Source organism: Deltaproteobacteria bacterium (assembly GCA_016208165.1).
GTDB lineage: Bacteria > Desulfobacterota > Desulfarculia > JACQYL01 > JACQYL01 > JACQYL01.
The window spans coordinates 1-19,017 of sequence record JACQYL010000081.1; the positions used below are offsets into that span (position 1 = coordinate 1).

At 56.1% G+C, this 19,017-nt stretch carries 16 protein-coding genes; 7 read left to right on the forward strand and 9 right to left on the reverse strand.

Going from position 1 to position 19,017, the window contains the following annotated elements:
- Positions 1 to 205: 205 nt before the first annotated feature.
- The 4 genes from HY788_16095 to HY788_16110 form a co-directional block, all read right to left on the reverse strand.
- On the reverse strand, positions 206 to 1,216 hold the full coding sequence (locus HY788_16095; protein MBI4775664.1) for a flippase-like domain-containing protein: 1,011 nt from the start codon (positions 1,214 to 1,216) through the stop codon (positions 206 to 208).
- Between the two features lie 108 nt (positions 1,217 to 1,324).
- Positions 1,325 to 2,620: a TRAP transporter large permease gene (locus tag HY788_16100; protein ID MBI4775665.1), complete on the reverse strand. Its 1,296-nt coding sequence runs from the start codon at positions 2,618 to 2,620 to the stop codon at positions 1,325 to 1,327.
- Positions 2,621 to 2,677: 57 nt separating this feature from the next.
- Positions 2,678 to 3,175 (reverse strand): TRAP transporter small permease, encoded by a 498-nt coding sequence (locus HY788_16105; GenBank protein ID MBI4775666.1) that lies wholly within the window; start codon positions 3,173 to 3,175, stop codon positions 2,678 to 2,680.
- Between the two features lie 75 nt (positions 3,176 to 3,250).
- The gene (locus tag HY788_16110; GenBank protein ID MBI4775667.1) at positions 3,251 to 4,309 is read right to left on the reverse strand and encodes a TRAP transporter substrate-binding protein; all 1,059 of its coding nucleotides are present in this window, start codon (positions 4,307 to 4,309) and stop codon (positions 3,251 to 3,253) included.
- Between the two features lie 502 nt (positions 4,310 to 4,811).
- Here HY788_16110 and HY788_16115 point away from each other — a divergent pair.
- On the forward strand, positions 4,812 to 4,988 hold the full coding sequence (locus HY788_16115) for a hypothetical protein (GenBank protein ID MBI4775668.1): 177 nt from the start codon (positions 4,812 to 4,814) through the stop codon (positions 4,986 to 4,988).
- An 88-nt stretch (positions 4,989 to 5,076) separates the two neighbouring features.
- On the opposite strand, the gene HY788_16120 is transcribed toward HY788_16115, so the two are convergent.
- From HY788_16120 to elyC, 4 genes are all read right to left on the reverse strand, one after another.
- Positions 5,077 to 6,366: a nucleoside transporter gene (locus tag HY788_16120; GenBank protein MBI4775669.1), complete on the reverse strand. Its 1,290-nt coding sequence runs from the start codon at positions 6,364 to 6,366 to the stop codon at positions 5,077 to 5,079.
- A 59-nt stretch (positions 6,367 to 6,425) separates the two neighbouring features.
- Positions 6,426 to 7,595, reverse strand: coding sequence for an NAD(P)/FAD-dependent oxidoreductase (locus HY788_16125; protein MBI4775670.1), 1,170 nt, complete (start codon positions 7,593 to 7,595; stop codon positions 6,426 to 6,428).
- Positions 7,596 to 7,697: 102 nt separating this feature from the next.
- Positions 7,698 to 8,372, reverse strand: a complete 675-nt coding sequence (locus HY788_16130; GenBank protein MBI4775671.1) for a class I SAM-dependent methyltransferase — start codon at positions 8,370 to 8,372, stop codon at positions 7,698 to 7,700.
- Between the two features lie 161 nt (positions 8,373 to 8,533).
- On the reverse strand, positions 8,534 to 9,322 hold the full coding sequence (gene elyC, locus HY788_16135; GenBank protein ID MBI4775672.1) for an envelope biogenesis factor ElyC: 789 nt from the start codon (positions 9,320 to 9,322) through the stop codon (positions 8,534 to 8,536).
- Between the two features lie 109 nt (positions 9,323 to 9,431).
- On the opposite strand from elyC, the gene HY788_16140 reads away from it, so the two are divergent.
- The 5 genes from HY788_16140 (at position 9,432) to HY788_16160 (ending at position 16,759) form a co-directional block, all read left to right on the forward strand.
- The gene (locus HY788_16140; protein ID MBI4775673.1) at positions 9,432 to 10,385 is read left to right on the forward strand and encodes a radical SAM protein; all 954 of its coding nucleotides are present in this window, start codon (positions 9,432 to 9,434) and stop codon (positions 10,383 to 10,385) included.
- Positions 10,386 to 10,471: 86 nt separating this feature from the next.
- Complete coding sequence (locus HY788_16145) at positions 10,472 to 13,531, forward strand: CoA activase (GenBank protein ID MBI4775674.1); 3,060 nt, start codon at positions 10,472 to 10,474, stop codon at positions 13,529 to 13,531.
- Positions 13,532 to 13,745: 214 nt separating this feature from the next.
- Positions 13,746 to 14,249 carry a hypothetical protein gene (locus HY788_16150; protein MBI4775675.1) on the forward strand — a complete coding sequence of 168 codons (504 nt, stop codon included), beginning with the start codon at positions 13,746 to 13,748 and terminating at the stop codon, positions 14,247 to 14,249.
- Positions 14,203 to 15,036 (forward strand): hypothetical protein, encoded by an 834-nt coding sequence (locus HY788_16155; protein ID MBI4775676.1) that lies wholly within the window; start codon positions 14,203 to 14,205, stop codon positions 15,034 to 15,036. Before HY788_16150 ends, HY788_16155 begins: the two co-directional genes overlap by 47 nt.
- Before the next feature lie 220 nt (positions 15,037 to 15,256).
- Positions 15,257 to 16,759, forward strand: coding sequence for a ribonuclease E/G (locus tag HY788_16160; protein MBI4775677.1), 1,503 nt, complete (start codon positions 15,257 to 15,259; stop codon positions 16,757 to 16,759).
- A gap of 325 nt (positions 16,760 to 17,084) precedes the next feature.
- Here HY788_16160 and HY788_16165 read toward each other — a convergent pair whose 3' ends face one another.
- Positions 17,085 to 17,828, reverse strand: coding sequence for a methyltransferase domain-containing protein (locus tag HY788_16165; protein MBI4775678.1), 744 nt, complete (start codon positions 17,826 to 17,828; stop codon positions 17,085 to 17,087).
- 595 nt (positions 17,829 to 18,423) lie between these two features.
- Between HY788_16165 and HY788_16170 the strand changes: the two genes are divergently transcribed.
- Positions 18,424 to 19,017 (forward strand): dienelactone hydrolase family protein (locus HY788_16170; protein MBI4775679.1); only part of this gene is annotated, 594 nt, incomplete at its 3' end.

Genomic DNA, 19,017 nt, shown 5'->3' on the forward strand with positions numbered 1-19,017 from the left:
GGCCCACGAAGCGACGGCAAGCAGGATACCGATGGCTACGGTGAGACCGGGCCTCCAAAGCGTCAAGGAAAGGATCCGTCCGAGCCATTTCTGAATGCGAGTTTCCTGCACGGAGAATTCCTATGAACCAAATATAAACAGTCCGATTCCGGACAACATGACATATGCCGAACGACCGGCATTCGGTTCCATGCCGGAGGGTCTTTTAACGGGCTCGATTCGTGGCTTCTTCCGCTGAGTCGAGGGATCCGATGTTCTTAGACGTCATGGAAGCATAAACGAGGAGTCCGAGTCCTGCCCAGCAGATTTCCTGGATCCGGATCACCATGGCAAAGGCCATACCCAGCGCCGACGGAAGCCCCAGGGCCACCAGGGCCACCACTCGGGCGCCCTCCTGGACGCCGATGCGCAGAGGAACGGCAAAACCCGCCAGATCGAACCAACTCGCGAGGCACCACGCTCCAGCCGCACCCGTGATGGTGGCCTGAGCGCCGGATAGAATCAGGAACAGGTAGACCTGGGCGACGTAACAGACAAACCCGAACGAGTGCCAAAGCAGGGCCACATAGAGCCCAAACGGCCGTTCAATATAGAACGATCGGAGTTCGTTATCCAGGGAATCGAGCTTTTCGGAGAACCGTTTCAGTGTGTTTCTCCCCAGGTTTCGAGCGGCAAGCCGGCGAAGGACGGCCCCTAGTTTCCCATATTTCTGAAGAAGAAGGAAACTTACCAGGCCCGAGAGCAACAAACCTCCGCCGATGAAGACTCCGGTCAGGATGGCGGGCGCAACGTCGAGGTAGGGAAACAGGATCACGGATCCAACGGCCACGAACAACAACTGGGCCAGCACGAAGGCCATCTTTCCGACGATCACCCCGCTTGCGGCTTGCGCCCCGCTTCCGTATCCCGCGAGAAGCGTTCCCTTGGTAACTTCGCCTCCCACATTGGCGGTAGGTGTCAGGTTATTGATGGCGTAGCCGGCCCACTTGATTGCGAAGAGTTTTCCGAAGCCGAGTTTTCGGTGAGTCTTGGCCAGGCAGGATCTCCAGCCGAGTGTGTGAAAGAGTTCAGCGGCTCCTTCCAGAAAGAAGACGCCGAGGATTCCCCACCCCAACTCGAGAACGTGTCGCCAAACGGTATTGGGTCCGATGCGCCATAGAAGCCAGACGAACAGCAACGTGCCCGATAGGATGCATACACGGTGAAATATTCTCATGGATCTCCAGGAACGGTTTCTTCCCGGCAAGGACGGCATGGAAGTCCGACGATGGGGACGATGGTGTTCTGTCGGACGACTAGGACCCCTCTAACGTCCGTTTTCCGCCTATTCGTAACCGTACACCAGTCTTGGCAGCCAGAGTACCACATCCGGCAAGTAGGTGAGTATGAAAAGGATCACGATCTGGATCAGGACAAAAGGCATGACGGCCCACGTCGTGTAAATCAAATCGCGGTTGGTCAACGCTCCGGTTATGTAGAGGCTCACCCCCAGCGGCGGCGTACAATAGCCGATTCCGAGATTGACGGTCATAAGGAGGCCGAAATGCATGGCGTCGACATGAAACGTAGAGAGCATGGGGACCAGGATGGGACCCAAAATCAACGTAGCTGAAATGATATCCATGAACATGCCCACGACGAGGAGGAATATGTTCATGACCAGCAAAAACACCCAGGGCTGACGGATATTGGTGGTTACCGCCTCCGCGATCTGGGCCGGGATGGCTTCGATCGTGAGATAGCGACCAAAGCAGGTGGCTCCGGCCACGATGATGAGTAGTGTCGCGGACGTCACGGCCGAAGAAATCACCACCTTCTTGACGGCTCGAAGCTTCATGTCCTTGTGGATGAAAATCTCGACAATGAATGCATACACGCAGGCCACAACGGCGGCTTCGTTGGCTGTGAACGCTCCTGAAAAAATCCCTCCGAAAATGATCACCGGCAGCATGAGGGACCAGAAGCCCTCCTTGAACACAGCGAGCGTCTCGCGAGCGGTGGGCTTGGGGCGGCGCTGAAAATCCGCCCTACGTAGGCAAAAAAAGAAGCTGTACAAGCAGAAACCGACAATGATCATGATTCCGGGAATGAAGCCGGTTAGAAACAGTCCCTCCAGAGACACCGTGCTGATCATGGAGTAGAGGATCATGGAGATGCTGGGGGGGATAACGATTCCCAGGATCGGAGCGGAAGTCATGATACCCAGTGAAAACCGCTCGTCATAATGGTTTTCGATCAGCGCCGGAATCATGAACCCGCCGATGGCCACCACGGTGGCTACCGTGGAGCCGGAGATGGCTCCGAACAAGCCGCAGGCGATGACGCCCGCCATGGCCAGTCCGCCGGGCAAAAATCCCACCAGGACGTTGGCCATCTTGATGAGTTTGTCCACGATGGAACCGGAGGTCATGATGTTGCCGCAGAGGACGAAAAAAAGCACCACCACCAGGGCGAAATTGTCCATACTCCGGAAAAGCGTCTGCACCAACAGCATCATAGGCAAGTCCGTATAGAACAAGAAGCCGAACACACCCGTAAAAAACAACGCCATGAACACGGGAACCGTGGTGGCCAAGCCGCCGACCAATATGAGCAGGATTATGATGGTGCCGGTTTCCATAAGATGGGATTCATCCTTTTCTGCCGCTATGACGATTGGAAGTCCGCTTTGTCACACTCAACGGCCGACCGCTTTCGCTTTGAGCATGTCTTCGTACATGATCTGTATGGTTCGAATAAACATGAGAAATCCCATCAGCGGAAGGATGGCCATGAGGTACACCAACGGAATCTCGAGTATGATCGTCGCCTGTCGGGTGGCTACCTGCATTGCCGCGAAATGCCATCCGTAATACATCATGAACACACTGAACGCCAGCGTGCAGAAGTGACTGAAGTAATTCAGCGGCGCTTTCAGGCTGGGGACAATCTGCACCAGTGCGTCGATTTTGATCATCGAACGGTTCTTGACGGCCGCGCTGCATCCGATCAACGTAGTGTAGATGATGACTTCGCGGATCAGTTCCTCGGACCAGGACAGAGGATAGTTGAACCCATAACGGCAGATCACATTGATGAACAGGGATATGAGGGCCACCATCACGGTAAGGTACAGTGTCCAGTCTTCGAAAAACGTCAGTATTTTGTCCAGGAAGCGAATGACCGTGCCAATCATGGAAGAAAGCTCCTCCGGTAGACAAAGACAGGGGAAACCGGGGCTTCCCCTGTCCCATGGATTCGTCCGTGCGACTTATTTATAGCCCATGAACAATTGGACTTTTTCCAGGTACTCCGGCCCGATTTCAGGAGCGTATTTCTGATGAACCGAGTCGGCCTCTTGCTTCAAAGTCGCCATGTCTGCTTCGGGGAGTTGGAAGAACTCGACGCCGGTCGCCTTGGCTTTGGCGATTTCATCATCTTCCTGCTGGCGAGTCTCCACACGGATTTGCGCACATACGTCGCGTACGACTTCCTTGAAGACTTTTTGAAGGTCGGGGGGGATGGTGTCGAACCAGGCTTTGCTGAAGATCCAGATGAACAGGCCCTGGGCGTAATTGACTTGGGTGAAATACTTGCACACTTCGAATTTCTTGGTGATGTTGCACACCATGGGGGTGTGGTCCAGACCGGTAATCACACCATGCTGGAGGGCTGTCGGCACATCCGGCCAGGGCATGACAACGGGATTGAAGCCCCATGCCTCATACGTCAGCTTGTTCACCGCCGCCTCGGCGATGCGGATTTTGACTTTCTTTGCGTCTTCGATGGTTTTCACGGGAATGAGTGTGGCCCATCCGTAATTCCCGTATCCCGTGATATCCATACCGATAATGCCCTGGTGTTCCATACCGGCCAGAAAGTGCTCAAACAGCTCTTGATTCGAGATGAACTTATCCAGTTTGTCGAAAGAATCGACCAGAAAGGGCAGGTTTATAACTCCCATCCGGGGTCCCAAATTGGTGGAAGCGACCGAAGAGACGCTCATTCCCTGGATGGCTCCCATCTGAAGCTGATTGAGGACTTCTACTTCCCCTCCCAGCATGGAGAACGGAAAATACTCGAGATACATCTGCCCGTTGGTGCGCTTCCACAGTTCGTCACGGATGGCGAAGCCCGCGTAAACGCCTTTCAATGCGGGGTGGGATACATTGGAGACTTTGAACTTGTATTTGGCCGTGGAAGGATCGAAGGCGGGTTTCCATTTGTCCAATGAAGGTTTCGCCGGTGCGGCGGCAAGAACGGGGGCGGCCAGCAGAACGAAACCGACGACCAACGCCAACGGGATGATCAACCATTTCCGATCGTACATAAGCACTCTCCTCTGATTCTGTTTGTTGATATACACAATATTAGAATCTTCAGAATCGGGATAGAAACAGACGCAACCGTGCGAAGACGACCAAATCATAGAGGAGTTTTTCGCCCTTAGGAGGACTTCGCCACTGTGCGCGCCTCACCCGCCTTCCGATGAACGAGTGTTGTCAATGGATCCGGTTCTCAACCTCTTTAGCACGACGGTCGGGGGGACGCAACGAAAAAAAGTTTTTTGTATACAATGTTAAAACCCGGAATTGTAGGACCGATGAGGATTCTGAACTTCGGGACCGCGGAACCCCATGGTTCCGGGACGACAGGAATGCGCGGCTGCACGGAAAGCAACGTTCGTTCCGGGCATACTTCGAATTCGGGTTTCGACCTGTACCGGAGCAGACCACGATTTCAATGACGGCGGCGCGCCAAACTTGACAACAGGACCGAGTCCGGGTAGTGTCTGTTTTAAGAATCGGTTCGAATCAAAAAGGAGATTATTCATGGAGTCGGCAAAACTTGTCGAAGTGATCAAGAAACTGGAAGCGAGCGGAATAGCCCTGGAGAGCGCGGCGGAGAAAATCGCGATTCCGGCCCAACTGATAAAGCTCTATTCCATCGGAGACCTGGTTCCAGGCCGTATCGTGAAGAAGTTGGAAGGATTGCTCCCGGCCGCATAAAAGAAACGGCCTCGGTTTCGCACTCATTCGCGTTGTATCGTACGGGCGTTTTTCTATTGGGGAACGCCCGCTTTATTTCCGGCAGGGATCAACGACCGCCCAGTATGACCTGCCCGCCCGTATAGAATAGACCCGCCACACAGCACGTTGCACAGGTAGCCAGCACCGAAGCCCACAGCGCCGGGAAGCCGAGTCTGCTCAAATCCTTGATTCGTTCCGGCGCCAGCGCTCCGATGCCTCCCACGAATATGGCCACACTGGCCACATGCGTGAATCCGCAGAGTGCGTAGGAGGCGATCACCACGCTGCGCGGGTCCGTAAGTCCGCCGTCTTTGGCCAGTTCAGCCAAATGCACATAGGCCGGAATCTCCGTCACCAGAACGCGTTCCCCTAAAAGTCCCGCCACGCTCCACGCATCGTGAGGCGACACGCCCATGAGCCAAGCCAACGGAAGGGAAAGAGTCGACAGGATGGTCTCGATGGAGATGGAATGGGACCCTCCCGTAACGAAACCGGCGGCGCCGCCCAACAGGCCGTTCGCCAGGGCCAAAAAGGAAAGAAACGCCACCAGAAGAGCCGATATGGCGGCGACCTGTTTCACGCCGTCCATGGCTCCTCCAATAATCGCCTCCAAAAAACCGGACTTGCGCTCGATCGCGGAAGGGGGAACCTTCCCCAGCGTCATGGGCTCCCCGGTTTCCGGGAGTATGATTTTTGAAATGACTATGGCGGCCGGGGCGGACAAGACCGATGCCGAAATCAGATGTCCTGCGATTTCGGGAAAGACGCTTTTCAGTGCTCCTACATAAATGGCCATGGTCGAGCTGGCCACGGTGGACATGCACGCGGTGAGCATGGTCAGCAACTCGGAACGGGTCATGCTCGAGAGAAAAGGCCGCACGGCTCTGGCGGATTCGACTCCTACGAAGATGTTCGATGCAACGGAGACGGACTCGGCTCCACTCGTCTTCAGCAGTCGTACGAAGACCTTCGAAAACAACCGGACTACGAAGGGCATGATGTTCAATTGATAGAGCAAGGCCATGAGGGCCATAAAAAAGATGATGCTGGGCAGATACTGGACGGCCAGGATGAATCCCAGACTATGAGCTTCTCCGGGACCGGCGGCCAGCGGCCCGAAAAGGAAACGAATTCCTTCCCCGGAGTAGGCGACCAGTTTGATCACCCATCCGTTTATGGTCCACAGCAGCTCCCGGCCCAATGGGGAGCTGAAAACAAAAGCGCCTAGGAGGAACTGCAGGCCGCACCCGAAAAGCACCGTCCTAACGGGAAACCTGCGCTTGTGGAAGGATGAAAGCCACGCCAGCAGCAACAGCGCCAGGAATCCCCCCAAGCTGATCATGTTTTGAAGTCCCATGTACGGTGGTCTCCTCGAATGGCGCGGCGAATCCGCGGTCCCCAAGTCCGTTTATACGTTCACCGAGGATCCAGCAGACGATTCACTTCCCGGGCCAACGCCAGACAGGCCGTCAACCCGGGACTGTCGATGCCCAACAAGTGAACGGCCCCCGGCATCCTTGTGTCCCGATGCAGCAGGAAATCCGGACGTCCGCGGAGACGGGCCTGAATGCCGGTCTGGTGGAGATTCAGATCGGTTTTGAGCAGCTCGGGGAAGAATGTATGCGCGAACGAATGGAAGAAATCCGGAGGCTTGAGATTGCCTGAAAAATCGCGTGGATCGGATACCGGACCGAGCCACGGCCCAACAATGACGGTGTCTCCAATGCAGTGGGAACCCGTCGTTGCGTCGAAAGTCGGAGTCAGATGTACGCCTACAGTGAAATGGGCGCCGTGTGGCGTGTCGACTCGGGTGGGGACCGGATACACGTTCATACCGTTCATAAACAATCCGGGTCGCCGGTTCCGATAAAAGAGCGCCCATTCGCCCCGCACGGGATCCAGGGTAACCCGAAACGCCGGATCGACCATTCGAGCTAGGGCGTCCGCATCTACACCGGCCGCGTTCACCAGACGGCGCGTGGTGAAGCAGTCGGTGCGTCCGTCCCTGTACTCGATGGCAAGGCGAAACGCGCCGGATTCCGGAACAATATCCGTTACGCGGGTGCCGGCCATAAACCGCACACCGCGGTTTTCCGCCAGGGCGGCCAGTTTTCGGACCAGAGCCGTAGGTTCTACAATGCCGGAGCTGGGCACGAGCAGAGCGGAAATCCCACGTACATTGGGTTCGAGGGTCCGGATTTCCGAAGCGGAAATCGATCTGCAACCCTCAACTCCGTTTTCACGAGCCCTCCCGCGGTAGAAATCGAGAATCCCTTCCTCTTCCCGGGTACAAGCCACCACGAGCTTGCCGGTTCTCACAGCGGGCACATCGTACTGCCGGCAGAAATCGTAAAGCAGTCGGTTGCCTTCAACACAGAGCCGGGCTTTCAAAGGCCGTGTTTCCCGGTCGTAATAGATTCCCGCGTGAACCACGCCCGAATTCCGCGATGATTGGTTTTCCCCTTTTCCAATGCCGGGATTGCGTTCGAACAACAAGACGTTGTCAAATGTTTCGGACAACACCCAGGCCACGGAACAGCCCACTACCCCGCCGCCTATGATGGCGATTTCAACGTCAACGTTCATGGAGATCCTCCTGGTCTCCCCTCCCAATGAAAAACAGCGGCCTTGCTGCGTGACGACGTCTCCCGGGGAGATGCGGGCGGCGGAGGAACAGCATCGAGTCGGCTAAACGTCAACCCGGACGACCAGGTACGCGCCAAAGGGCCTGAGCCGTTTCTGCAGAACCGGCTCCAGCCTGTCAAAGATCGGAATCAGGGGAGCGGGACACTTCGGAGGCGCAAAGACGCAAGTGTGGTACGTTGCCGTTCCAAAAAGCCGCTTTATTTCCGGACCGGAGTAAAACCGGCATTCCGAAAAAATGGTTCTTTTGAGAAACGAGATTAGTCGACGCCGGGCCGCCCACAAGCTCCATTTATTCAGGACCGACACTACAATGCGTCCGCCGGGACGACATACCCGCCTCATTTCCGCCACGGCTTGTTGAGGATCCGGTACAAATTCGAGGGCGGTTATGCTCATCACCAGGTCGAACGAAGCGTCCTTGAAAGGCAACGCTTCCGCGCGGGCCTCGGTAACCTCCAAGAAGAAGGGAGCGCGACGCGCCTTCTCCAGAGCCACGTGCAGCATCGGAACGCTCACGTCAATGCCGTATGCCTTGACTCCCAGTGTTCGGAGGTCCGACACATAGTTGGCCGTGCCCACGCCGATATCGAGCACGGTTTCGCCTTTCCGGGGTTCGGCCACATCCCAGGTAAGGCGCTTTTCCCACAGATCCACGTAAGCCCCAAGGGGGGTCTTGAACCAAGCATCGTAGAGATGGGCGATATCGTCGAAATCCATGGTGAGTAGCCCCGGTCAAAGGTTTGGATGCGAGCCGGTCCCGATTCAATCGCCTCGGAGTGCGCCCGACTGAAAGAAGCACCCGACTCCTGCTCCCCATATACGATGCGCACGGAGGAAGTCAATATCCGCGGCCTCCCGGTATCCGGCGGAGCGGCGTGTCACACATGACCCCGAAACCAGGCCCAACCCATGCCCAGGAACTCGTAGAACGCCCGTTCCGACTTCAAAAGGTTTCTGGCCTGCAACACGAACCGATCGGGGTCCCAGTGTTGCTCTTTTTTAACAAGGTGTCCCGTAGGCGCGGGAATGGGATCGGTCCCGGACTTTTTGAACAGCGCCATTGATCTGGGCATGTGAGAGGCTGAAGTCACGAGGAAAAACCGATTCTCTCCAATAATGGTCCGTGCGGCTTCGGCCTGGTCTCTCGTATCCTTCGAACGACGCTCCACAACGATATCCTTTTCGTCGACGCCCAAGCACCGCGCAGCCCTGGACATGACTACGCTTTCCGGGACGTCGGAAAACATGGCTCCTCCCATCAGCAGCAGTTTGCCCCCCGGTATTTCCCGGTATAGTCGAATGCCTTCCGCAAGACGCGCCAGAGACGGGTGAGATAGTTGGCTCAACGGGTGCAGCTCCGGGTTCGCGGAGTGTCCCCCGCCCAGGACCACGATCCACTTGGGAGACGCCGGGTCTGAACCGTTCGTACATCCGGAAACCGCTTCCGGTGAAAGCACGGGATATCGATATTCGAGCGGCTCGAGAAGGCGGTCGGCGAAGGGGGCGTAACTGAACAGACCGAGCATGATCATGCCGAACAGCATCAGGATTTTCCCCGATCGCTGGAATTTTGTGAACGAGATCAGGAGCCACCCGGCCAGGAGCACTTCGAGACAGAGAGAAATGGGGAAGAAAAGGGGACCGATCACTTTTTTCACGACGAGCATTGGGAGCCTTTCACAGTGTATGAATTGACGGAGTCCATACAATGGGTTAATTTCATTCATATCATTTCGTTTCGGGAATGCAAACAAATGCGGCGAGGTTGATGGATACATGGCTATTCCGGCAGAAGAGCGGCAAGCCTGGAAGCGGGTTTTCGGTCCCGTGGCGTCGAGACGTCTGGGCCACTCTCTGGGCATTGATATCATTCCCCGCAAAACGTGTACGTTGGATTGCGTTTACTGTGAAGTGGGAAGAACCTCGAACAAAACGATGCAGATAGACTCGTATATTGATGCGGAGGAAATTCTGGATGAGATCGACGACTTTCTCGGTGCAAGAGACCTAAAGCTCGATTTCGTGACCATCACCGGTTCGGGGGAGCCTACCTTGCACCGCGATCTGGGATTCATCATACGGCGGATTAAGCAGATGACGAAGCTTCCCTTGGCCGTCCTCACCAACGGAACGCTATTTTCCAGTGAATCGGTAAGGGAGGCGGTGCTGGAAGCCGATCTGCTGGCGCCTTCCCTGGACGCCGCTCTTGACGAGTCGTTTCAAAAGGTCAACCAACCCCACCCGAGCCTGGAACTGACGCAAGTGATTGACGGCCTCGTGCAACTTCGGAAATCGTTCCAGAATGCGTTTTGGCTTGAAATCCTACTGGTTAAGGGCTTTAACGATGCTGAACAAGACCTGGAGGCTTTGCGACGCGCCGTGATGAAGATCGGACCGGACCGGATCCAATTGAACACCGTGGAGCGTCCGCCGGCCCTTGCCGGGGTGCGGGCCGTGGACAGGGGCTTTCTGGAGCGATGCCGGGCCCGCATGGGCGATCGTGCGGAAATCATCGCTTCATTCAAAGGCGACGCCGAAGGCGCCGCGTCGCAGGGTACGGCGGAGGAGATCGTTCGGATGATTCGGCGACGGCCATGCGGCCTGGACGAAATCTCGGTGGCTTTGAGCATACCTCGGGACCTTCTGGGACCCGTCATGGAAGAATTGCTCCATTCCGGCCGTGTAGAGAAGCGTTGGCATCGAGGCATGTCCTACTATCATGCCGGATGAGAATTCTTCACCCGCGCCTCCGGTGATCGGTCCGGAGGGCCGGCGGTTCTCGTGCTTTCATGACTCAGGAGAAAAGTGAGTGAACTATGGGAACGTCTGCTCCCCTTGATGTGCATATTGGACTGGATTTGGGTTCGGTAAGCGTTAATGCTGCGGTCGTGGACGAACAGGGCCGTATCGTTTATGAAGCGCCCTACCGGCGTCATTTCGGGAGGGTCTATTCCATTGCTCTGGAACTTCTCCGGGATCTTTTCGAGCGGTTTGGCCCCGGCATCCGCTCGACGTCCTTTACCGGCAATCACGGTCAGGTGCTCGCGAATCTGGCGCGGCTTCCCTACGAATTCGAAACCATTGCCCAGGTGGAGGGCTGTGTCCACGTCATGCCCGGAGTGAAAAGCATCATCTCGATGGGGGGGCAGGAAACGGCGCTGTTCCAACTGGAATACCTTGGATCGGAATGGGAGCTTCGAGACTTTAACATGAACGGTCCCTGCGCCTCCGGGACCGGATCGTTCATCGACCAGCAGGCGGAACGGCTGGCTTCTTCCATGTATCAGGAGCAGGCGGACTGGAATCCGGAACGGATCGAAGCGGTGTTGAAAGACTTCATCGCTCTTGGGCTGAAGGCCGACGCTCCGAGCCAGGTGGCGTGCCGGTGCACCGTGTTCACGAAATCGGATATGATTCATTTGCAGAACAAGGGAGAGTCTCTCGAGAATATCATAGCAGGACTGCACGAGGGCAACTCGGCCAACTACATCAGCACGATCGTATCTTCGCGTGACGTCGAAACGCCGATGGCCTTCATCGGGGGGATGGCCAAGAACCAGCTTCAAGTGAACGCCTTTCGGGCCTACTATCCGGACGTATTGGTGCCGCCGTACGCCGCCAGCCTGGGCGCTTTGGGAGTGGCGCTTCTGGCTGGAAAACGGGGTCAAAGCAATGGGTTGGACCTGGCTCGAATCGAGGAGGCCATCGATACTCAGCAAAAGACGTTCCCGTACGCCCGCGCCCTCGAACTCAAGAAAACGCGATTTCCGGAGGACAATCGCATCACTCACATGTTCAGTTCGACATCGACAACGGACGTGTTTCTGGGTATCGACGTGGGGTCTACGACCACCAAGTACGCACTGATCGATACGTCCAACCGGATCGTTCTGAAACGCTACGTGCAGACGCGAGGGAAACCGATTCAGGTGACGCAGGACCTGTTGAAAACCGTGCTCGAAGAAGCAGGACCCTACGTACGTATTGTGGGGGCCGCGACTACGGGTTCCGGCCGTAACGTGGTGGGCGATTTCACCAATGCGGATGTCATCATCGATGAAATCACGGCCCACGCCCGAGGCGCCGTCGAGGTGGATCCTCGAGTGGACACCATCTTCGAGATCGGGGGCCAGGATTCCAAATACATCTCGGTACGGGACACGCACCCGTTGGATTTCGACATGAACAAGGTGTGCGCCGCCGGCACCGGGAGTTTTCTCCACGAATTGGCCAATAAGAACCGCATCAATATTGTGGCGGAGTTTCAAGATCTGGCCCTTTCTTCCGAACACCCGATTCAGCTTGCCGACCGCTGCACCGTGTTCATGGAATCGGATCTGGTGTCCTACGCACAAAAAGGGGCATCCAAAAAAGATCTGATCGCCGGACTTTCCTATTCGATCGTGTACAATTACCTGAACCGCGTGGTCGGAAAACGGCCGGTGGGAAATCGTGTCATGTTTTTGGGCGGGCCTTCCTTGAACAAGGCCGTGGTGGCCGCGTTCGAGGGGGTTTTGGGAAAAGGACTGGTCACTCCGAAACACCGGGAGGTTATGGGCGCCTTCGGGGCCGCCCTCATTGCCAAGGATCGCATGGCGAGGGCGCCTTACGAAACCCGATTTCGCAGTCTCGAGGAGATTATCGAGGACCGGCTCACTCATGCCGAGCGGGTATGCACCGTAGATCCCAATTGCCACAACCAATGCAAACTCAAGATCTATTCGTTCAGCGGCCGGAAAAGCGTCTGGGGTGGGGAGTGCGGCCGGTACGAAGCATCTCATTCGGATCTGAAAAAAACGGACAACTATTTCGCCCTCAGATCCGAGATTTTTCACCGGCATCTCGCCGAATCGACCACGTTGCTGAAACAGGGGGACACGGAGCCGACGGATTCGGGCCTTCCCACCGTGGGCATGCAGCAAGCCCTGTTCTTTTTCTCCCATGGCGTCTTTTGGACACATTTTTTTGATCGCATGGGTTTCAACGTGGTGGTGAGCCCGCCCACGGATTACGCGATCTCCCGCATGGGAATCGAGTCCATGAGTACGGAAACGTGCTATCCTATCAAGGTGTCTCACGGCCACGTCAAGAGACTATCCGATCAGGTGGATTACCTGTTTCTGCCGAATATGATCAACATGCGGACACCCCGGCCCGAAGAAGGGGGGTACTTTTGTCCGCTCGTGGAGGGAAACAATTTCATGATTCGAGCCGCCCTCGGGTTGGACGAGAGCAAAGTGCTCGCGCCATCGGTTCACTTCAAATACGAAGACCGCCGCACCATCGACGACCTCTTCGTCCAAATGAAGGACAAGCTGGGGTGCACCAGGAAACAGGTGAGGGAGGCGTACTATTCGGCTCAGGAAGTCCAGTCGCGCTTCGAAGACGCTCTGCGGTCCGAGGGAGAGAAGATCCGGTCCGCCATCGAACCGGGCGACCTGGTGATCGTGGTCACCGGAAGGCCGTATAATCTATATGACGAGCGGCTGAACCTCAAGCTGGGTCAGAACTTGTCCAAGATCGGCATGAAAGGCATCCCCATGGATTTCTGCGATTCGGATGTAATCGATCTTTCCGATTTTCCGGATATGTATTGGGGCCTGGGGGCGCGCGTTCTGAAGACCGCCCGCATGATCGCGAGAAAGCCGGACTGGTTCGGGCTGCATCTGACCAATTTCAGTTGCGGGGCCGATTCGTTTATCGAGCATTTCTATAAGTACTTGATGGGTTCCAAGCCCTACCTCATTTTGGAACTGGACGAACACAGCGCCGTGGCCGGAGTGCGGACGCGCATCGAAGCCTTCAAGAATGTGATTCAAAACGTATTGGCGGGGCAAAGCGAAAGCGGGCGCCGAATCGTTGCAGCCCGTTCATGAGTATGGAATAGAAGATTCGAGGGGAACCCTTTGAAAAGGGTTTTCCTCGAACTCCCTTCCCAAACGACTTGAGCGCGTTTTGGGTGCTTCGCTCCCAAAACGGCTGCCAGATGAAGCGCGCATGAGGGGCGGGGAGGTCTCCAGCCCTCGGGTCGCCGGAGGCGAAGTTCGATCCTCCGAGTAAGAGCAGGATTTAAACAGATAGGGTGAGTGGATGGAACATATGCGTCAGGAACGGGACTTTACCATATTCCACAATCGCGTGGGCAACTTCAACGTGGGGGGGAAGACGCTGCTGGTGCCGGAAATGAACCCGTTGAGTTCGCATCTGTTGTCCGGCGTTTTTCAGAGTCATGGTGTCCCGGCCGTGGTGATGCCCACGTATGACGGCTTGGCGTACGGCAAGGAGTACACGTCGGGCAAAGAGTGCTTCCCGTGCCAGATAACCTTCGGCGATGTGCTTCACTATCTTAACGCGGAGAAGGAGCGTCTGGGGGAAAGCTTTGACGCAGGAAACTATGTGTATTTTATGCCGGACACGGACGGTCCATGCCGTTTCGGCATGTACAACAAATTCCAGCGCATGGTACTGGATACGCTGGCCGAGTTCAAAGACGTCCGGATCGCCAGCCTGTCCACCAAGAACGCGTACATGATCGGGGACCTGATCGATGCGTCGCGGAGCCCCCTACGAACGTATACCGGGTGCGGCCGGTGAGCTGGTCCGGCGGGGCCACCAACGGCTCATCGGACTGTTTCGAACGCACAGCAGAGACCTTGAATTTGAACCCGTTTTCAAGGCATTGGACGAAATCCTTCTGGAAGCCGGAGATCTCGTGGATCCGGCTATCCCACAAAAACCGTTGATCGGCATCGTGGGCGAGATTTACGTTCGATCGCACGTTCGCTCGAACCAGCACCTCATCGAAATGCTCGAACAGTATGGCGCCGAAGTCGTGAACGCGAGCCTGGCCGAGTGGGTCAACTACACCACGTACGACAAATTACGCACGGACCGGAAGGCCTTTTCTTTCCATTTGCGCCGCATGGACGTGAACGGTATGAGAGATTCGTTGAAGCGTCTGGCCGGATGGACGGGAGACGCCTTCTACCAGAATTACCGGCACCGGCAATTGTACAAAAGGGTCCGAAAAATCTTTGATGTGCGGCCGGATCATGATATTGGTATAATGGAAAAAAAGCTTGTCGATACGGGTCACTTCAGCTTTGATATAGGTGGGGAAGCGTGTCTGAGCATTGCCGGGGCCATGGAGTATATGGAGCATGGCTATGACGGCGTGGTTAACGTGTTTCCGTTCACGTGCATGCCAAGCACCATGACGTCCGCCATACTGAAACCACTGTTCAGCAACCGGAGGTTCCCCTATATGGACGCGCCGTACGACGGGACGTTTCAGCCGGGCAGGGAGACCTCCGTCCGAACGTTCATGTATCAGGCCCAACAGTATCAGGCCCGAAAACAGAGAAAGAAGGGCGGCTATTGACACCGGCCGGCCGTGATTTTCTGTACGTATTTACAGGGTAGCTTAGGGAATGCCGTAATAACGGGATGAACCTCGGACTTACCTCCCAAATTTTTCGAGTTCGGTCAGGGCGCGCTGCACCCGAGGTGCCGGCAGGATCGGCCGCGCTGCTCCGGTGTGTAACGTTCGCCTTCGAACTCGCGCCGCCATGAACGCGTATGGCTACTAGTGGGAATGGAATATGGCGAAGAAGATGCTGATTAATGCGATAGATCCGGAAGAATTCCGGGTCGCCGTTGTCGAGAACGGCATTTTGGAGGAGTTTTATTCCGAAAGCTCCTCGACCGAACAGTTAAAAGGAAATATTTACAAGGCGAAAATTTCCAACATCGAACCCAGCCTGCAAGCCTGCTTTGCCAACTTCGGCGGTCCCAACGACGGATTCCTCCAAATCGATGAAATCCATCCGGAGTACTTTCGCACAACCGATGGCGAGAGCATAAAAAAAGGCAACATCCGACGCCTGCTCAGCCCGGACCAGGAGCTGCTGGTCCAGGTGGTGAAAGACGCGTCAGGTCAAAAACGGGCCACGCTGACCACCTATTTGAGTATTGCAGGCCGATATCTGGTTTTGATGCCGGGAAGGACCAGCGGCGGAGTGTCGAGAAAGATCGACGACGAGAAAGAGCGGGATCGACTCAAACAGATTTTGAAAGAGATGCCGGTTACCGAAGGCATCTCGGTGATCATCCGCACGGCGGCTGTGGGTAAAGCCAAACGTGATCTGATCTCCGAGGCCAAAAGCCTTCTGCGGCTCTGGGGTGAGATTCGAAAACGGGGGCAGAAAGCAAAGGCTCCCGCTTTGATCTACAAGGAACAGGATCTTTCGCTGCGTTTCTTGAGGGACCACTTCTCTTCCGACATCAACGAAATCATCATCGATGACAAGGAGGCGTTCCGCAAAGCGATTGACTTCATGAAGATCATATCCCCCAGGCACCGCAACAGGGTCAAAAAGGACAAAGGCAAGGAGCCGGTTTTTTCGAGGTTCGACATCGAACGCCAGATCGAATCCATTTACGAAAGCCGGGTTCCTCTCAAGTCCGGGGGCACCCTTGTGATTCAGTCCACCGAGGCCCTGATCTCGATAGACGTCAACTCGGGCAAGGCCACCAGGGAACAGGATTTAGAGGAAACGGCCTTTCGAACGAATCTCGAGGCCGCGGCCGAAGCCGTACGCCAACTGCGGCTCCGCGATCTGGGAGGACTGGTGGTCATCGATTTCATCGACATGAGGGAATCGCGCCACCAGAAAGAGCTGCTCAAATGCCTCCGCGAGAATCTCAAGAAAGACCGGGCGCGCACCAGGACCACAAATATTTCCAAATTCGGCCTCGTGGAGCTGTCGCGCCAGAAAATGGGCCTGCCCATTCAGTCGCGCTCGTACCTCGTGTGTCCGTCCTGCAGCGGCAAGGGCGTACTGAAAATGCCCGAATCCGCGGCCATGTACCAGTTCAGACAGATCTGGAGACTGATCAGCGGCGGTAATATCCAGGCCGTGGACGCGTACCTTCCGGTAAACGTGGCCAACTATCTGTTGAACCAGAAGCGGGCCAGCCTGCTGAACCTCGAACATCGCTACGACGTGAAGATCCGAATCTGGACGGACCCGTCCTTGGGCGCCGAAGAGAGCCGCGTCGACGTTATCAAACGAGAACCTGCCGAAGCGTCCGCCACCGCTTAGATAGAAGCATGCCTCCCGCAGCGGGGGGGCCGTCCGCTGCCGGCGGAGACCCCCGACGCGGCGACGGGGTTGCCCGGCTCCGCGGCCTTTCTCATCGAGCGGCGAAAAAGGCCGGGCGGCGCGAGAGCAATGCGCAGCCCCCGTTGAGAAGCGACAGGAGGTTCCACCCGCCGGTTGGATCCTTCCGGCCTTATGAAGGGAAAGCCTCCTGTTCTATGGACCCGGAGAGGAAGCTCGCCGGACTCTGCGTGTAATCCCACCCTCTCGCTTTTGCACATCACAATGTGTGACTTCCATTCCCCCAATTCTTCCTTTTTCGATTAAACTATGAAGCCGGCTTCCTCGCCCGAACCCAGAGCACCCCTCTCTGACCCGGTTCATAGGGTATCGTCGTTCCATCGAAAAACGGCGCATATCGGTTAAAACCCGGTGAACATGAACCGGCTCCGTATCCCGATATCCGGTACGATCGGACTTCCAGTCGATCCAGCAAGTGCTCATGGATCATGCGTACGCTGAGGCGTTGCGGTTCCGTAGGCGTGGGAAACTCCTCGAGGTTAAAGCTGCCGATGAACTCACCGCCGGGTTTGATCACCCGGATGATTTCCCCGCACATGTCGGGGAAGGAATCCACGTGGTCCATGGCGTTGAGCGTGAACAGGATATCCACGCAATTCGAGGGCAAAGGAATGACTCTTTCCGTGGATGTCAAATAGACCATTCCATGAGACACGAAGTTTTCGAAGAACTCTTCGGCAAACCGGTCGGCCAACACATCGATTCCGATTCGCAGGCGTGCTTTGGACGCCCACCGAAGGCTGCCCCTGGGACCGCAACCGAAATCCGCGACGATCTTTCCCTCTATGAAATCATCGCCGGACTCTCCGGCCATGGCCGGCATGATCCGCTCGAAATGATGATTTCTGAATGTGCCATGAAGGACTTTAAGCTCACGTGTGAAAAAGGCTAGCTCCGCACGATGCTTTTTGACCAGACGGTTTCGAATGGCGCGGAGCACGTTCAGGATGGATTCGGGAATGAATGCTTTGATGTTTTCTCGAAACGACATGGCCTTGATGCTTCTTGAAATCGTTCGCCGGTAATGAACGGCGTTGATGAGATCAAATTACCAGAAGATAAATGACTTCAGAGACTTCAGACAGGTGGATGGAGGCTTCAAAATGCGGAGCCAACCACAGCCACACCCCGTGGCGCGTTTACCACGATCGAGGGAAACGGCATTGTCGGAATCGTCCCAGTCCAGCGAGCATCTCACAGGGCGGCCACTTCAAGCACGGTGACATAACTTTCCGGTACCATGGATAGTAGGACAAAATCGGTTTTTGTTCAATGCCTCGACTGGAGGAGCGACGCCGAGCGCCTTCGACGCCATGCGCCCCTGAGGTTTAGCCGCAGGCGTCTCCTACCACGATCCGTTTGCCCGAGCATGCCGGTGTCCGCGCGAAATTACTTACATTCAGGCCATCTCCGTTTTTGCCGGGAGGCCCGTCCGTGGTTATTATCTACAAGAGTATACCAGGCCTCTTCAGGGGTCTTTCTTCGCAGGTGTTTTTTCGAGGCAACATAGATCCGGCGCTTAAGCCGGGAAGGCGGGGCATTGGAGGGCCGACGGACGGCCGACTTCAAAAGAACGGGAGGGTACCATGAAAAAGTGGATCGTTGTAGTCACGGGCATCCTGGTGCTGGCGGCTGTGAGCGCGCAGGCTAAAATCACCGCTGAAGACGTATCGTACGCCGATGATAACGTCAAATTGAAAGGCTACCTGGTTTACGATGACGCCTATCCGGACAAGCGTCCGGGAGTTCTGGTGGTGCATGAGTGGTGGGGGCTGAACGACTACGCTCGGATGCGCGCCGAACGGCTGGCGTCCCTCGGATACGTGGCCTTTGCAGTGGATATGTATGGCGAGAACAAAGTGACCAAACACCCGGACCAGGCGTCAAAGTGGATGAAAGAGATCACGCAAAACGTCGAGCTGTGGCGTAGCCGGGCCATGGCGGGCCTGGACGTTTTGAAAGCGCATCCGAAAGTCGACCGGAATCGACTCGCCGCCATCGGATATTGCTTCGGAGGCGCGACGGTTCAGCAATTGGCCTACAGCGGCGCCGATGTCCGGGGCGTGGTCAGCTTCCACGGCAGTCTGGTGCTTCCCCCGGAGGACGGAACCGAAGGGATTCGGGCTAGCTTCCTGATCTGCCATGGAGCCGCGGATCCGTTCGTCACGGATGAAACGCTT

What these genes read in the sequence shown, in the direction of transcription:
- HY788_16095 (MBI4775664.1), bottom strand. Translation starts at nt 1,216, where the DNA reads ATGAGAATATTTCACCGTGTATGCATCCTATCGGGCACGTTGCTGTTC.
- HY788_16125 (MBI4775670.1), bottom strand. Translation starts at nt 7,595, where the DNA reads ATGAACGTTGACGTTGAAATCGCCATCATAGGCGGCGGGGTAGTGGGC.
- HY788_16145 (MBI4775674.1), top strand. Translation starts at nt 10,472, where the DNA reads ATGGGAACGTCTGCTCCCCTTGATGTGCATATTGGACTGGATTTGGGT.
- HY788_16150 (MBI4775675.1), top strand. Translation starts at nt 13,746, where the DNA reads ATGGAACATATGCGTCAGGAACGGGACTTTACCATATTCCACAATCGC.
- elyC (MBI4775672.1), bottom strand. Translation starts at nt 9,322, where the DNA reads ATGCTCGTCGTGAAAAAAGTGATCGGTCCCCTTTTCTTCCCCATTTCT.
- HY788_16110 (MBI4775667.1), bottom strand. Translation starts at nt 4,309, where the DNA reads ATGTACGATCGGAAATGGTTGATCATCCCGTTGGCGTTGGTCGTCGGT.
- HY788_16130 (MBI4775671.1), bottom strand. Translation starts at nt 8,372, where the DNA reads ATGGATTTCGACGATATCGCCCATCTCTACGATGCTTGGTTCAAGACC.
- HY788_16100 (MBI4775665.1), bottom strand. Translation starts at nt 2,620, where the DNA reads ATGGAAACCGGCACCATCATAATCCTGCTCATATTGGTCGGCGGCTTG.
- HY788_16105 (MBI4775666.1), bottom strand. Translation starts at nt 3,175, where the DNA reads ATGATTGGCACGGTCATTCGCTTCCTGGACAAAATACTGACGTTTTTC.
- HY788_16165 (MBI4775678.1), bottom strand. Translation starts at nt 17,828, where the DNA reads ATGTCGTTTCGAGAAAACATCAAAGCATTCATTCCCGAATCCATCCTG.
- HY788_16115 (MBI4775668.1), top strand. Translation starts at nt 4,812, where the DNA reads ATGGAGTCGGCAAAACTTGTCGAAGTGATCAAGAAACTGGAAGCGAGC.
- HY788_16140 (MBI4775673.1), top strand. Translation starts at nt 9,432, where the DNA reads ATGGCTATTCCGGCAGAAGAGCGGCAAGCCTGGAAGCGGGTTTTCGGT.
- HY788_16155 (MBI4775676.1), top strand. Translation starts at nt 14,203, where the DNA reads ATGCGTCGCGGAGCCCCCTACGAACGTATACCGGGTGCGGCCGGTGAG.
- HY788_16120 (MBI4775669.1), bottom strand. Translation starts at nt 6,366, where the DNA reads ATGGGACTTCAAAACATGATCAGCTTGGGGGGATTCCTGGCGCTGTTG.
- HY788_16160 (MBI4775677.1), top strand. Translation starts at nt 15,257, where the DNA reads ATGGCGAAGAAGATGCTGATTAATGCGATAGATCCGGAAGAATTCCGG.